This is a genomic window from Variovorax sp. FG153, from assembly GCF_057809595.1.
Genome location: NZ_JBMDKG010000002.1, coordinates 59561 through 74344, shown reverse-complemented (window position 1 = coordinate 74344; position 14784 = coordinate 59561). Strand labels below are relative to the sequence as shown.

Sequence of the window (14784 nt, the reverse complement as noted above, 5' to 3'; positions counted from 1 at the left end):
TTCAGCCCGGGGGCGGCGCCGGCTCGAAGCCGGCCTGCCGCAGCTTGCGCTCGATGCCCTGCGCGGCCGCCTGCAGGTCGGCCAGGTGCTGCGCCACCATCTCGCGCTCGCTGCGCACCGCGGGCAGCCAGGCGCAGCTGATGCAGCCGACCACGCGTTCGTCGAGCCGCACCGGCACCGAGATGGCGCCGAAGCGGTCGGGCGAATCCATGCTGGTGGCGGTGGGGTCGCGCGACACGTAGCCCTGGGCGCGCGCGTTCGCCACCATGCGGCGCACGTTCTCGGGCCGCCGCGCGTCGCGGTCGACCTGGTGCGGCGAACGCGCGAGCGCCACGAGAAGCTGGCGCCGTTCGTCCTCGGGGCAGAAGGCGAGGTAGCAGCGCCCGAGCGATGACATCAGCATCGGCGGGCGAAAGCCCAGCACCCGGTAGTTCACGGCCAGCCCGTTGATCGGGCGGTGCGCGTCGAGGATCAGCATTGCGCTGCCGTCGCGCACGCCGAGGTCGGTGGGCCAGGGCACCTTGCGCTGCAGCGTGGCGCGCGGTTGCGCCGCCAGCGCCGACAGCCGCGCGCGCCACTCGACGAGCGGGCCCGGGGCACCGGCGGCCGAGGTCGGCACGTAGCGCTTCTCGAGTTCGTTGCGCTCCACCCAGCCGGCCTGCTGCAGCGTCTTGAGGATGCGCAGCAGCGTGGCCTTCGACAGCCCGGTCTGGCGGCTGAGTTCCGACAGCGTGGCGGCCGAGGAGCGCTGGATCGCGAGCATCACCTCGAGCCCGCGGCGCAGCGCGTCGATGGATTTCACGCCCTGCGCGCCCTGGGTGTCCGACATGCCGCGGCCTTCCGAAGTGGTTCACTCAGTGAAACTATATCTTGGGGCCCCGCGCCCGGCTTCCTACATTGCACTGGCCCCGATCCCGTGGCTCCACGCACAGGCAAGAAAGGAAAGCCCATGATGAATCCACTCCGGCGCCGGACGATGGCCGCCGCGGCGCTGTTCTCGGCGCTGAGCGCGTTCGCCGCCACCGCCACCGCCGAGACCTGGCCCGCGCGGCCGATCACCATCGTCGTGGCCTACCCGGCCGGCGGCGACACCGACGCCATCGCGCGCACCTATGCCGAGAAGCTGTCGCAGCGCGTCGGTCAGCCGGTGCTGATCGACAACCGGCCCGGCGCGAGCGGCATGATCGGCAACGCCTGGGTGGCGAAGGCGCCGGCCGACGGCTACACGCTGCTGTTCACGCCCAGCACCTTCCCGATCGCGCAGCACGTGCTCAAGGCCGGTCCCGGCGTGGCGCACGACGTGGTCCGGGACTTCACGCCGATCGTGAAGACCGGCGACATCCCGCTGCTGCTGGTGACGGCGCCCTCGACCGGCCTGCAGAGCGCGACCCAGCTCGTGGCGGCCGCGAAGGCCGGGCGCGCGCTGACCTACGGCACGCCGGGCGCGGGCTCGCCGATGCACATCACGGGCGAGCTGTTCAACCGCGACGCCGGCATCGCGCTCGTGCATGCGCCCTATCGCGGCGTGGCGCCGGTGGTCAACGACGCCCTGGGCGGCCATGTGAGCGTGGGCTGGATCACGCCCGGTGCCGTGGCCAGCCACATCGCGGCCGGCAAGCTGCTGCCGCTCGCGGTGGCGCAGCGCCAGCGCGCGGCCCTGCTGCCCACGGTGCCCACGCTGTACGAGCTCGGCTGGCGCGACGTGGACCTGAACGCCTGGATGGGCCTGCTCGGGCCGCGGGCGATGCCCGAGGCGATCGTGCAGGCGCTCAACGCCCACTTCAACGAGATCCTCCGCATGCCCGAGGTGCAGGCGCGCATGGCCACGCTGGGCATCGAGCCGGTGGGCGGCGCGCCCGCCGTGCTGGCGCGGCAGATCGCGCAGGACGACCAGCGCTTCGGCCGGCTCGTGCGCGAGTTCGGCATCCGTGCGGATTGACCAGGAAACAGGAGACGACGATGTTGAGCGAAGAGAAGAACCGCCTGCTGACCGAAGTGGGCCCCGGCACGCCGATGGGCGACTACCTGCGCCGCTACTGGCACCCGGTCGCCGGTGCGAGCGAGTTCGACGCGCAGGCGGTCAAGCCGCTGCGCATCCTCGGCGAGGACCTGGTGCTCTACAAGGACCTCGGCGGCCGTTACGGGCTGGTCGACCGGCGCTGCCCGCACCGCAATGCCGACATGGCCTACGGCTACGTCGAGCAGTGCGGGCTGCGCTGCAGCTACCACGGCTGGCAGTACGACGCGGGCGGGCAGTGCGTGCACCAGCCCTTCGAGGAGACGCTGGACCCCGGCGCGCGCATGCGCCGCAGCACGCGGATCAAGGCCTACCCGGTGCAGGAGAAGGCCGGGCTGCTGTGGGCCTACATGGGGCCGCAGCCCGCGCCGCTGCTGCCCGACTGGGAGCTGTTCAATTGCGCCAACGGCTTCGCGCAGGCGGTGTTCGCCGAGATCCCGTGCAACTGGTTCCAGTGCCAGGAGAACTCGATCGACCCGGTGCACTTCGAGTGGACGCACAACAACTGGACCACGCGGCTGCAGGGCGAGGAAGGCCCGTACGTGCCCACGCACCTGAAGCTCGCGTTCGAGGAGTTCGAGCACGGCTTCGTCTACCGGCGGCTGCGCGGCGGCGAGCGCGAGGACAACCCGATGTGGACCGCGGGGCGCGTCACGCTGTGGCCCAACGGCTTCTTCCTCGGCCATCACTTCGAATGGCGCGTGCCGATCGACGACCACCACACGCTGAGCGTGCTGTGGGTGCTGAGCCGCGTGCCGACCGAGCAGGAGCCCTATGTGCAGGAACGCATTCCGTCGTGGTACGGGCCCACCCGGGATCCGGTCACGGGCCGCTGGATCACCAGCCACGTCGCCAACCAGGACTTCGCCGTGTGGGTGGGGCAGGGTGCCGTCACCGACCGCACGCGCGAGAAGCTCGGCCAGAGCGACAAGGGCATCGTGATGATGCGGCGCCGCTTCTTCGAGGAACTGGAGGCGATGCAGGCCGACCCGGCGCACGAGCCCAAGGGGCTGATCCGCGATCCGCAGAAGAACCGCGACGTGTTCCTGCCCTCGGCCTGTCGCGAGGAGATGGCCAAGGGCCTGCCGCGCCGGGAGCTCGCGGCGCATCCCTTGCTCGGCCCCTACCTCAAGGATTTCTTCGGCCAGGCCGGGCAGCCCGAGGCGGTGCGCGCGGCCTACGAGCAGGCGATCGGGCAGAAGGTGGAGGGGGCGCGCTTCTTCAAGGTGCACGGCGCGGCCACCGACGGCGCGGCGGAGGACGCGCCGTCCCGGTCAGTGCCGGAACATCCTTAGGTCGAGCGCGCTCTCGTTGCCCAGCCACATCGCGTGGTCGGTGTGGTCGGCGAGGTCGTTGCCGGTCACGCCGTGCACGAACACGTCGAGGCCGTCGCGATGGCTGTCGAGCCAGCCGATGACCGAGTCGAACTCGGCCGCGTCGAAGGCGAGCTGGCAGCTCCAGTGCGGATGCGGGCCGACCGGGCGCTCGTGCACCCGGCCCACCACCACCATCAGCTCGCGGCCCGCCTGCTCGCACAGCGCGCGGGCCCGGGCCACGGTGGCGGGGCCGAAATAGACGTGGGCGTGGTACTGCGGGTAGAGGTTCTCGGGGCGGCGCGGCATGGTGAGGCGATTGTGGCGCCGGCGCGGATCACCTGTCGCAGGGAAGGTCGTCGGGCAGGCGGAAGCTGCCGCTGTAGCGGAACACGTCGCCGAACCAGCGGTGGCGCAGCAGCATCCGCATGCTGAAGGCGTCGGGGTCGCGCGGGTCGGGCCGTTCCTCGACATAGGCCGTGCCCATCAGCAGGCCCAGCGGCAGCGGGATGCGCAGGCGGCCCAGGCGCCAGACGTAGCCGCGGTCGCGGAACACCAGGGCACCGTCCTCGGCGCTCACCGCGAGGCGCATGCCGATGCCGAAGCGCACGTACTCGATCACCAGCGCGCCGTCGGCCGCGTCGTGCTCCATGTGCGAGCGAAAGTGGAAGGGCGCGCGGCCCGCGAAACGGAAGATGCGGTCCCAGTAGAGGTGCGGGTCGTCGGGCCGGCAGCGGTAGTGGACCTCGATCGGCACCTCGCGCCCGGTGTAGGGCACGAGGGCGCCGAACAGCCGGCCGAAGGGCATCAGCAGCGCGGCCCAGGGCGCATGGTGGACCTCGTGCATGGTGCCGCGCACGCAGACGTGGTCGTTCGAATGCGGGGCCATCGTGTAGTGGCGGCGGATCGCGTCGCCCAGCCGGTCCCAGGCGGGGCCGAGCGCTTGCTGGAAGACCGGGCGGGTGTCGTGGCTCATGGGCGGATCATGGGGCCGGTGTGCGCATCGGCGGTCGCCGTGGCTTCGCTGCGGGCCTTGTAGAAGCGCAGGATGTGCTCGGAGAAATCGCCGAGCAGGAACTGCGCGAGGCGGTCCGCGTACCAGTTGAAGCGCGTGCTGACGCGCCACGAGACGTCGAGCCGCAGCTCGGTGCCGCCGTCGCGCGGCACGAGCGTGTAGCCCGACTCGCGCAGGTCGAAGTAGTGGCCGCCGATCATCACGTGGTCGTCGAGCGCGCCGGCCGGGAAGGAGTCGGGCGCGAAGCGGTAGCGCCAGCGCACGTGGCGCGCCGGTTCCCACTCGGTGACCAGCTCCTCGAAATGCACCTGCTTCTGCCAGCGCACCATGCGCACGCGGCCCTCGGGCGTCTCCTGGGTCACGCCCGACACCGGCATCGGCACGCCGATGCGGTAGGCCCAGGCATCGCCGAGCTCCTCGGGGCGGATCGCGCCCGCGTTGTTGATCTCGTGCCACACGCGCTCGGGCGGTGCCGCGATGAACAGGGTGCGCGCGGTGGACGAGAGGCGCTCGGGGTTCGGGAACTGCGGCTCGATCGCGCCCAGCACCAATGGCAGCACCGCGAAGCTGTAGAGCGCGGGCTTCGGCCAGTTCGTGACGCGGCAGACCAGCCCCATCGCGAAGCCGCCGAGGCTGCCCATGACGGCGAACACCGGCACGACCACGATCGCGCAGATCAGTCCCTCGATGAAGACGAACAGCGTGCCCAGCGCGAACAGCGCGGTCGACAGCCAGGGCGCGACCAGGTAGTAGGTCCAGCTGCGGCGCTCGATGCGCTCGGCGACGTAGATCGTGACCGCGCCGCACAGCGCGGGTGCGAGGAAGATGAAGGTGCCCAGCATCGCCGAGTAGCCGTGGCCCGGCGCGCCGCTGAACGCGAGCCGCAGCACGAAGGCGATCGCCGCGCCGGCGAGCATCGGCCAGAACCAGCGAAAGGGCAGGCGGCGCTTCGGCGGATCCCCGGCGGGAGGTGCGGGGCCATCGATCGGAGCCAGTCCGGAGAACCGGGTGTCGTCGTCGGGTTCGTTGCGCATCGGGATCCTTCTCCTCTTCGGTGTGTGTGCGGGTGCGGGCTCAGTCGGCGCGCCGCGTGGCGCTGACCATGCAGTAGTCGAAGTCGCGCCAGAACATGCCCAGCGCGAGCGCGCAGTAGCTGGCCACGATGTGCTTGCGGCGCCAGGGGCTCAGGCGTCCGCGCGCCTTCCAGAGCTCGGCCAGCGTGAAGCGGGTGGCGAGCGCGGGGATGTGCAGCGCGCTCGGCGCGACGCGCCAGCGCAGCGAGCGCACGTCGATGTCCTCGAAGCCATGTTCGCGCAGCGCGGCCACGAAGTCCTCGCGCACGGCCAGGGTCGGCACGGCCCAGCTGTCGGCCCACAGGCGGTGCAGCCAGCGCGCGAGGCGGCCGGGCTCGCGGCGCAGCAGGAAGCCGTCGACCACCACCAGCCGCGCGCCGGGCTTGAGCAGGCGCGCGGCCTCGCGCACGAAGTCGGCCTTGGCGGTGCCCTCGGCATAGCAGGCGCTCTCGAGCGCCCAGGCGCCGTCGGCCTGCGCGGCCGGCAGGCCGGTGCGCGTGTAGTCTGCCTCGAGGTGCGCCATGCGGTCGGCCACGCCGGCCTGGGCGTCGAGGCGCGCGGCGATGCGGTTCTGCACCGCCACGTTGGTGACGGTCACGGCATAGAGGCGGCGGTCGTCGCCGACCAGCGTGCGCGCGGTGGCGCCGGCGCCGCAGCCCAGGTCAAGCACGCAGTGGCGGCCGTCGTCCGTGGGGCGCTCGCCGAGCTGCAGCGCGCGGCCGACCTCGCGGTTCATCTCGACCAGCATGCCTTCGCGGCGCAGCGGATTCAGGCCCGCGCGCCAGTAGCCGAAGTGCATGTTGTAGCTGGGGCTCCAGGCGCCGTAGTCGGTGGCGACCTCGGTGAAGTAGTCCTGCGTGTCGGCGCGGCTGACCGGGGCCGGGGCCGGGGCCTCGGCGGTGTGCGGCAGGTGGAAGTCGGGCTGGAAGACGCTGGGCATGCGGTGAACTCCTGGTGGGGGAATGGGGGGCGGACGTCAGAGCCGGCACTGGCCGTCGACGCAGGTGCGCGAGGCCTTCGCGGCCGGGCCGGCGAGCAGGGTCACGAACCAGCCGGGCAGGCGCTGGCGGTTGCGCGCCAGCGCGGCATAGGCGCGGTCGGCCAGCGGCGCGACCAGCGGCAGGTCGAGCAGGGCGCCGCCGTTGGACAGGCCGACCGCCTCGCGGCAGGCGCGGATCGCGTGCACGCCGACCTGCACGCGGCCGGCCGCATCGACCACGTGGATCGCGGTCATCAGGGCCTCGCGCGGCGCCGGGCCGGCCTCGAAATCCGGCGGAGAGCAGTCGACCAGAACGAGCCGCGCGACCGCGTCGCGCGCCTTCATCGCGCCCATTTCGGCGCTGCACAGGCGGCAGGTGGCGTCGTAGTAGACGGTCAGCGGGTAGGCGATGGCGGTGGAGCGGGACATGGTGTTCTTCGTTCTCGATATTTCTGTCAAAACAGAAATGAATGGGCAAAAAAAGAGCCGGCCTCAGATCATCGGCAGGCTCGCATGGTGGGCGTCGGGATCGTCCTTGCCGGTGGCGGGCGCGGGCGCATCGCCACGGACGAACTTCTGCACGCTCGCGCCCAGCGTCAGCACCTTGTCGAGCGTGCCGGGCGACAGCCGCAGCATCTCGTCGGCCCAGGTGGCGAGCTTGGCCATCAGGTCCATGGTGGAGCGGATGCGGTCCTGCGCATCGGCCGATTCCTTCTGGAAGTCGGGGCTCGCGACGATCTCGCGCAGCATGCGGATGGTGGGGTCGAACTCGCGTTCCTTGCGCTCGCGCACCACGGTGCGGAACAGCTCCCAGACGTCGACGCTGGTCTCGAAGTAGTCGCGCCGGTCGCCCAGCATGTGGGTGACGCGCACCAGGTTCCAGGCCTGCAGTTCCTTCAGGCTGTTGCTCACGTTGGAGCGCGCCACGCCCAGGGTGTCGGACAACTCCTCGGCATGGATCGGCTTGCCGTGCACGAACAGCAGTGCATGGATCTGCGAGACGGTGCGGTTGACGCCCCACATGGAGCCCATCTCGCCCCAGTGGAGGACGAACTTGCGTTGGATGTCGGTGAGTTCCATGCGCTGGAGTCTAGGACTTCCGAAATTTCTGTCAAGAAAGAAATTAAAAAATTGCCAAAGGCTGAGCGAATGGTGAAATACTGTACGTTTAAACAGTATCGAGATCGCGAAGGAGTCGCGCCATGCCACCCGCCGCCCACATCCCCATCCATGCCATCAAGGGCCGCGGCGCCGCCACGCGGCTCGCGCACCGCTTCTCGAAGGACGAGCGCGATGCCTTCGACGACGGCTGGGGCACGCTCGAGGAGAAAGTCGCCGAGGCCGACGAGCTCGAGCCGCTGGCCACCGAGGTGCGCTTCGAGGACGTGAAGTCGGCCATGAACGAGAACGACTCGCCCGACATCTACTTCGACCGCTCGATCAACCCCTACCGAGGCTGCGAGCATGGCTGTATCTACTGCTTCGCGCGGCCCACGCACAGCTATCTCAACCTGTCGCCGGGGCTGGACTTCGAGACCAAGCTGATCGCCAAGCGCAACCTGGTCGAGGTGTTGCGCCGCGAACTGGGCCGCAAGAGCTATCGGCCCAGCCACATCGCGATCGGCACGGCCACCGACTGCTACCAGCCGATCGAGCGCGAGCTGCGCATCACGCGCTCGCTGATCGAGCTGCTGTCGGAGGTCAACCACCCCTTCGGGCTGGTGACCAAGTCCAGCGCGATCGAACGCGACCTCGACCTGATCGCGCCGGCCGCCGCGCGCGGCCTGGCGGCGGTGTACGTGACCGTGACCACGCTCGACGGCGAACTCGCGCGCAAGCTCGAGCCGCGCGCGGCGGCGCCGCACCGGCGGCTGCGCACCATCCGCACGCTGGCCGAGGCCGGCGTGCCGGTGGGCGTGAGCGTGGCGCCGCAGATTCCGTTCGTGACCGAGGACATGGAGCAGGTGCTCGAGGCGGCCTGGGAGGCGGGCGCGCGCAGCGCGTTCTACACCATGATCCGGCTGCCCTGGGAGGTGGCGCCGCTGCTCAAGCAGTGGCTGGCGCTGCACTACCCGCAGCGCGCGGATCGCATCATGGCGCGCATCCACGACGTGCGCGGCGGCAAGGACTACGACGCCGACTTCGCCACGCGCATGAAGGGCACCGGCCTGTGGGCTGACCTGCTGCGCCAGCGCTTCGAGAAGGCGACCGCGCGCATCGGCTTCAACCGCGAGCGCATCGCGCTCGACCTCAGCGCTTTTCGGCCACCTGGCGACCCGGGGCAGGGCAGCCTGTTCTAGCGGCGAGCGCGGCGTCCGCGCCGCTGTCTCCGCACCAGTCGCCGCCCAGCGCCTTCACGAGGAACACCGAGGTCAGCAGGCGCTGCCCCTGCAGCTGTGCGGCCTGGCGTTCCACCGTCAACAGCGACTGCTGCGCGGTGATCACGTCGAGGTAGGTCGAGGCACCGCCCTCGTAGCGGCTGTTGGCCATGTCGAGCACGCGCCGCGCGGCGGCCACGGCCGACTGCGCCTGGGCGGTCGCGCGCTCGAGCGCCGCGAGGCCGTCGATGCCGTCCTGCACCTCCTGCATCGCGGTCAGCACCACGCGGCGGTAGTTGCCGACGGTGGCGTCATAGCCGGCCTTCGCGAAGTCCACGCCCGCGCGCACGCGGCCGCCGTCGAACAGCACCTGCGTGGCCGACACGCCGACCGACCACAGAAGGCTGGGCGCATCGAACAGCGACTCGATCAACCGGCTGTCGACGCCGACCGTGGGCGCGATCAGGATGCTCGGATAGAAGGCCGCGGTCGCCACGCCGATCTGCGCATTGGCCGCGGCCATCGCGCGCTCGGCCGAGGCCACGTCGGGCCGGCGCTCGAGCACGTCGGAGGGCACGCCCAGCGGTACCGCGGGCGGGCGGATCTCGCGCAGGTCGGTCGCCAGCGCGAACGAGGGCGCGGGCGTGCCGGTCAGCGTGGCGAGCGCATGCTCGTACTGCGCGCGCTGCTTCTTGAGCACGTCGACCTGCGTCAGCGTGGTCTCGAGCAGCGCCTGCTGCTGCGCCACGTCGAGGCCCGAGACGGCGCCCAGGTCGTGGCGCGCCGTCACCAGCTCGAGCGCGCGCCGCTGCAGCGCGATCGAGCGCGTCAGCACGTCGAGTTCGATATCGGTCGAGCGCAGGTTGAAATAGCTGCTCGCCACGTCGGCCGACAGCAGCAGCCGCGTGTTGGCGAGGTCGGCCGCCGACTGCTCGGCCGAGGCGGTCGCGCCTTCCACGCTGCGCTGCACGCGGCCCGCGAGGTCGAGCTCGTAGCTGGCGTTGAGCGAGAGCGCGAAGTCGTTCTGCACCGTCGACGAATTGGCGGTGTTGTAGTTGGTCAGCGGCCGGTTGGCCGAGATCTTGAGCCGCGAAGCGCGCGTGCCCAGGCCGAGCTGCGGGTACTGCGCGGCCGAGCTCGAGGCCAGCGTGGCGCGCGCCTGCGCGAGCCGCGCGCCGGCAATGGCGAGCGTGGGGCTGCCGGCCACGGCCTGGTCCTGCAGCGCGTCGAGCTGCGGGTCGCCGTAGCGCTTCCACCACGGGCCCTTGTCGGCGATGTCGTTGGGCGTGCCTTCGCGCCACGGCGCCTCGAGCTTCCAGCTCACGGGCAGCGGGGTTTCGGGCGCCTTGTAGTCGGGGCCGACCGCACAGCCCGCGACCAGCATCACGGCGGCGAGCGCGATCGCCGCGAGGGCGGGACGGCGCATGCTCACGCGGGTTCCTTCTTGGCGGCCGCCGGTGCTGCAGCCGGTGCCGCGCCGGGCTTGGCGCCATCGGCCGGCGCATCGGGCGCCACCGCGACCACGTCGCCATCGGCCAGCGAGTCGGAGGGATTGAGCACCATGCGGTCGGTGCGCGCGAGCCCGTCGACCACCTCGACGTTCTCGCCGTAGTTGCGGCCCAGCGTCACGGGCCGCAAGCCGACGCGGCCCTGCGCATCGACCACCGCCACGCGCGTGCCTTCGGCACGGAACAGCAGCGCATTGGCCGGCACCGTGAGCGTGCCGCTCGCGGCCAGCGGCAGCTCGACCTGCACGTAGGCGCCCGGCAGCAGCGCGCCGTCGCGGTTGGGCAGCGAGACCTCGACCTGCATCATGCGCGTCGTGGTGTCGATGGCGCCCGCGGTGCGCGCGACCTGGCCGCTGAACTTCTGGCCGCGCAGCTCGGCCTGCGTCACCACCACCGGCTGGCCGGCCTTCACGAGCTGGGCATAGGCCTGCGGCACGTTGATGTACACGCGCAGCGGATCGGTCTGCGCCAGCACGAACAGCGCGCGGCCCGCGCCGCCGCCGGCGCCGGCATCGATCAGGTCGCCGGTGTCGACGTTGCGCCGCGTGATCACGCCGGCAAACGGCGCGACCACGCGCTTGAAGCCCTCGGTCTGCCTGAGCCGCTGCACGTTGGCATCGGCGGCGGCCACGTTGGCCGTGGCCTGCGCGACGGCGCTGCGGCGCTCGTCGAGGTCCTGCTGCGAGACCACGTCCTTCTTGCGCAGGTTCTCCCAGCGCGCGGCCGTGCTCTGCGCGAGCTCGAGGCCCGAGGCCGCCTGGTTGCGCGCCGCGATAGCCTGCGACAGCTGCTGGTCGATCTCGGGCGTCTCGATCTCGGCCAGCAGCTCGCCCTTCTCGACGCGGCTGCCGATGTCCTTGGTCCAGCGCTTGAGGTAGCCGCTGGCGCGCGCCGAGATCGGCGACTGCACGTAGCCCTGCAGCGTGCCCGGCAGCGCCAGCTTCTGGCCCGCCGTGGGCGTGCGCGGCAGCGCGGTCTGCACGTATTGTTTGGCATGCTCGACCGTGCTGGCCTGCAGCTCGCGTGCGTTGGCGATGCGCACGAACACCGTGCGTGCCGCGCCGAGCGCCAGCAGCACGACCACGATCAGCACCAGCCAGCGGGTGCGCCGCACGATCTGGCGCCGCCGCAGCAGCTCGGGGCCGTCGCCGTCGTCGGCGGCGATGGGGTGGATGGCCAGGGCCGAATGGCGTTGCTCTGTCATGCGCTGTACGGCGCGGGGCCGTTTCCGTGGCGGGCCGCGCGGCCGTGGGAGGGCTCGGCGCGCGGCAGGTACAACAAGTCGAACAAGGTGTCGAAAAGATCGGATGGGGCGGGCATCGCTCAGTGCTCCTGCGCGGTGGCGCCGGCCGGCGGATGGGCGCCGCCGCCGTGCGCGGCGCGCCGGTGCGCGAGCCAGCTGTGCACGCCCGCGTAGACCGCGGGCACGAAGAACAGCGTCGACACCGTCGCGAACAGCAGGCCGCCGATCACGGCGCGGCCCAGCGGCGCGTTCTGCTCGGCGCCTTCGCCGAGGCCCAGCGCCATCGGGATCATGCCGATGATCATGGCCAGCGCCGTCATCAGCACCGGGCGGATGCGGGTGGCGCCGGCCTCGAGCGCGGCCGACAGCGGCGGGATGCCCGCGGCCAGCCGTTCGCGCGCGAAGGACACCATCAGGATCGAGTTGGCCGTGGCCACGCCCATGGTCATGATCGCGCCGGTGAGCGCCGGCACGCTCAGCGTGGTGCCGGTGATGAACAGCATCCAGGCGATGCCCGCCAGCGCGGCGGGCAGGGCGGTGATGATGATCGCGGCGTCGAGCCAGGACTGGAAGGTCACGACGATCAGCAGGTAGACCAGCACGATCGCCATCGCCAGGCCCACGCCCAGGCCGATGAACGAGGACTGCATGGTCTGCACCTGGCCGCGGATGTCGACGCGGCTGCCGCGCGAGAGCTTGGGCCGCATCTCGTCGACCAGCGCCTGCACCTTGCTCGCCACGCTCGCGAGGTCGGTGCCCTGCACGCTGACGTAGACGTCGATCACGGGCGCGATGTTGTAGCGCGACTGGATTGCCGGCTGGCGCGCCGCGCGCGCGTCGACCAGGTTGCCCAGCAGCTGCTGAGCGCCGCCGGGTGCCGCCGCCGCGCCGGCCGCGCCGACCGGGATGTTGAGCAGCGAATCGAGCGAGTCGACGTTGTACTGCGGCGTCTGCACCGCGATGCTGTAGACCACGCCGTTCTGCGGATTGAGCCAGTAGGCCGGCGCCGTCTGCGAGCTGCCCGACAGCGCGATCAGCACGTTCTGCCCCACGTTGGAGGCGGTCAGTCCGTACTGCTGCAGCCGCGAGCGGTCCATCGTCAGGTCCACCGAGGGTCCGTCGAGGCGCTGGTGCACGTGGGCGTCGACCGCGCCCGGGATCTGCCGGATCGCCTTGGTGAGCTCGGCCGCGCGCGCCGCGTTGCCCGCGATGTCGTTGCCGCTGAACTGCACGTCGATGGCCGCCGGCAGGCCGAAGTTGAGGATCTGCGTGACGATGTCGGCCGGCTGGAAGAAGAACTCGATGCCCGGGAAGCGCTTGGGCAGCTCGGCGCGCAGCGTGGTCACGAACTCCTCGGTCGGCCGGTGGCCGTCCTTCAGCGACATCAGGATCTCGGCGTCGAAGGTGCCGATGGTGCCGGCGTTGCTGTAGGAGAGGTTGATGCCGCTGTTGGGCACGCCGAGGTTGTCGAGGATGGTCTCGAGCTGGTCGGGCGGCACCAGCTCGCGGATCGCGGCCTCGACCTGGTCGGTGAGGCGCGCGGTCTCCTCGATGCGGGTGCCGGTGGGCGCGCGCATGTGCAGCCGGATCTGGCCGGCGTCCACGGTCGGGAAGAAGTCGCGGCCCAGCGCCGGATAGAGCAGGCAGGACAGCAGGCAGAAGCCGAGGAAGACCGCGATGAAGCCGCCGCGGCGCGAGAGCAGGGCCGACAGCAGCAGCGTGTAGGCGCGGCGCACGCGCTCGAAGCGGCGGTCGAAGGCGCGGTACACGCGCTGCAGCGCGCTCGGCTTCGCGTTCTCGTCAGGCTGGCCGTGCACGCCGCCCATCAGCAGCATCACCAGCGTGGGCACCAGCGTGCGCGACAGCAGGTAGGAGGCCAGCATCGCGAACACCACGGCCTCGGCCAGCGGCACGAACAGGAAGCGCGCCACGCCCGAGAGGAAGAACATCGGCACGAACACGATGCAGATGCACAGCGTGGAGACGAAGGCCGCGTTGCCGATCTCGCCGGCGCCGACCTCGATCGCCTCCTTGAGCGGCGTGCCCATGTGCAGGTGGCGCTCGATGTTCTCGATGGTCACGATCGCCTGGTCGACCAATATGCCGACCGAGAGCGCGAGCCCGCCCAGCGTCATCAGGTTGAGCGTTTCGCCGAGGCCGTAGAGCACCAGGATCGAGGCCAGGATCGACAGCGGGATGGTCAGGCCGATGATCAGCGTGCTGCGCCAGTTGCCGAGGAACAGCAGCACCATCGCGGCGGTCAGCGCGGCGGCCAGGATGGCTTCGAACACCACGCCCTTGACGGCCGCCTTCACGAACACCGACTGGTCGAACAGCGGCGTGATCTTGATGTCCTGCGGCATGGTCTGCGCCGCCACGGGCAGCATCGCGCGCAGATTGGCCACGATGTCCAGCGTGGAGGCGCCGCCGTTCTTGAGCACCGACAGCAGCACGCCGCGCACGCCGTCCTGGCGCACCACGTTGGTCTGCGGCGAGAAGCCGTCGCGCACGTAGGCCACGTCGCGCACGTAGACGGTGGCGCCGTTCACGGTGCGGATCGGCAGGTCGTTGAGGCCCGCGATGGCATCGGGCGAGCCGTTCATGCGCACGCCGTACTCGGTGGCGCCGAACTTGGCGGTGCCCGAGGGCAGGATCAGGTTCTGCGTGTTGATCGCATTCACCACGTCCGACGGCGACAGGCCGCGCGCCTGCAGCGCCTGGGTGTCGAGGTCGACCGAGATCAGCCGGTTCTTGCCGCCGTAGGGAAAGGGGATCGCCGCGCCCGGCACCGTGATGAGCTGCGGGCGCAACTGGTTCACGGTGGCATCGAACAGCGAGTTCTCGGAGCGCGTCGGGCTCGACAGCGCGAGCTGGATCACGGGCACGCTCGAGGCCGAGTACTTGATCACCAGCGGCGGCGTGATGCCCGGCGGCAGCTGCCGCACCTGGGCCTGCATCGAGGCCACCACCTGCGAGATCGCCATCTCGATGTTGGCGGTGGGCTGGAAGAACACCTTGATGATCGACACGCCCGCCAGCGACTGCGATTCGATGTGCTCGATGTCGCTGACGGTGGTGGTCAGGCCGCGCTCCACCTGGCCCGAGATGCGCTGGCCCATCTCCTGGGCCGGCAGGCCGGTGTAGTTCCAGATGACGGACACCACCGGGATGTTGATCTCCGGAAAGATGTCCGTGGCCATCCGCAAGAGGACGAAGGGCGTGGCCAGCACGATCAGCATCGCCATGACGATGAAGGTGTACGGACGACGCAACGCGAGCTGAACCATGGACGGGTCTCTGCTTCCGGCGAAAAAAGGT

The 14784-nt window shown here is 70.9% G+C and carries 13 protein-coding genes; 3 read left to right on the top strand and 10 right to left on the bottom strand.

Translation table 11 applies throughout. The features are described from left to right. Position 1 precedes the first annotated feature (1 nt). The gene (locus ACODT0_RS03400; RefSeq protein ID WP_489040581.1) at positions 2-829 is read right to left on the bottom strand and encodes a helix-turn-helix domain-containing protein; all 828 of its coding nucleotides are present in this window, start codon (positions 827-829) and stop codon (positions 2-4) included. Positions 830-952: 123 nt separating this feature from the next. On the opposite strand from ACODT0_RS03400, the gene ACODT0_RS03395 reads away from it, so the two are divergent. Together ACODT0_RS03395 and ACODT0_RS03390 are read left to right on the top strand one after the other, a co-directional pair. After that, positions 953-1939 (top strand): tripartite tricarboxylate transporter substrate-binding protein, encoded by a 987-nt coding sequence (locus ACODT0_RS03395; RefSeq protein ID WP_489040777.1) that lies wholly within the window; start codon positions 953-955, stop codon positions 1937-1939. A 20-nt stretch (positions 1940-1959) separates the two neighbouring features. Further along, positions 1960-3312 (top strand): Rieske 2Fe-2S domain-containing protein, encoded by a 1353-nt coding sequence (locus ACODT0_RS03390; protein WP_489040580.1) that lies wholly within the window; start codon positions 1960-1962, stop codon positions 3310-3312. On the opposite strand, the gene ACODT0_RS03385 is transcribed toward ACODT0_RS03390, so the two are convergent. The 6 genes from ACODT0_RS03385 to ACODT0_RS03360 all read right to left on the bottom strand — a co-directional run bounded on the left by ACODT0_RS03385 (position 3292) and on the right by ACODT0_RS03360 (position 7477). After that, a complete protein-coding gene (locus ACODT0_RS03385) occupies positions 3292-3639 on the bottom strand; it encodes a DOPA 4,5-dioxygenase family protein (protein WP_489040579.1) in 348 nt (115 codons plus the stop codon). The genes ACODT0_RS03390 and ACODT0_RS03385 overlap by 21 nt on opposite strands. Before the next feature lie 28 nt (positions 3640-3667). Further along, complete coding sequence (locus ACODT0_RS03380) at positions 3668-4306, bottom strand: DUF4166 domain-containing protein (protein ID WP_489040578.1); 639 nt, start codon at positions 4304-4306, stop codon at positions 3668-3670. Further along, the gene (locus ACODT0_RS03375) at positions 4303-5379 is read right to left on the bottom strand and encodes an SRPBCC family protein (protein WP_489040577.1); all 1077 of its coding nucleotides are present in this window, start codon (positions 5377-5379) and stop codon (positions 4303-4305) included. Before ACODT0_RS03375 ends, ACODT0_RS03380 begins: the two co-directional genes overlap by 4 nt. Positions 5380-5419: 40 nt before the next feature. After that, positions 5420-6358, bottom strand: coding sequence for an SAM-dependent methyltransferase (locus ACODT0_RS03370; RefSeq protein WP_489040576.1), 939 nt, complete (start codon positions 6356-6358; stop codon positions 5420-5422). A 36-nt stretch (positions 6359-6394) separates the two neighbouring features. Beyond that, positions 6395-6826: a thiol-disulfide oxidoreductase DCC family protein gene (locus ACODT0_RS03365; protein WP_296730149.1), complete on the bottom strand. Its 432-nt coding sequence runs from the start codon at positions 6824-6826 to the stop codon at positions 6395-6397. A 63-nt stretch (positions 6827-6889) separates the two neighbouring features. Further along, entirely contained in the window at positions 6890-7477 is a 588-nt protein-coding gene (locus ACODT0_RS03360; protein WP_413764012.1) for a GbsR/MarR family transcriptional regulator, read from the bottom strand. 122 nt (positions 7478-7599) lie between these two features. Between ACODT0_RS03360 and ACODT0_RS03355 the strand changes: the two genes are divergently transcribed. Then, complete coding sequence (locus ACODT0_RS03355; protein ID WP_489040574.1) at positions 7600-8697, top strand: PA0069 family radical SAM protein; 1098 nt, start codon at positions 7600-7602, stop codon at positions 8695-8697. Here ACODT0_RS03355 and ACODT0_RS03350 read toward each other — a convergent pair. From ACODT0_RS03350 to ACODT0_RS03340, 3 genes are all read right to left on the bottom strand, one after another. Further along, positions 8648-10141 carry an efflux transporter outer membrane subunit gene (locus ACODT0_RS03350; RefSeq protein ID WP_489040573.1) on the bottom strand — a complete coding sequence of 498 codons (1494 nt, stop codon included), beginning with the start codon at positions 10139-10141 and terminating at the stop codon, positions 8648-8650. The two genes, ACODT0_RS03355 and ACODT0_RS03350, sit on opposite strands and share 50 nt — an antisense overlap. A 2-nt stretch (positions 10142-10143) precedes the next feature. Further along, positions 10144-11427, bottom strand: coding sequence for an efflux RND transporter periplasmic adaptor subunit (locus ACODT0_RS03345; protein ID WP_489040572.1), 1284 nt, complete (start codon positions 11425-11427; stop codon positions 10144-10146). A 119-nt stretch (positions 11428-11546) separates the two neighbouring features. After that, a complete protein-coding gene (locus tag ACODT0_RS03340) occupies positions 11547-14753 on the bottom strand; it encodes an efflux RND transporter permease subunit (RefSeq protein WP_489040571.1) in 3207 nt (1068 codons plus the stop codon). Between the last annotated feature and the right edge of the window lie 31 nt (positions 14754-14784).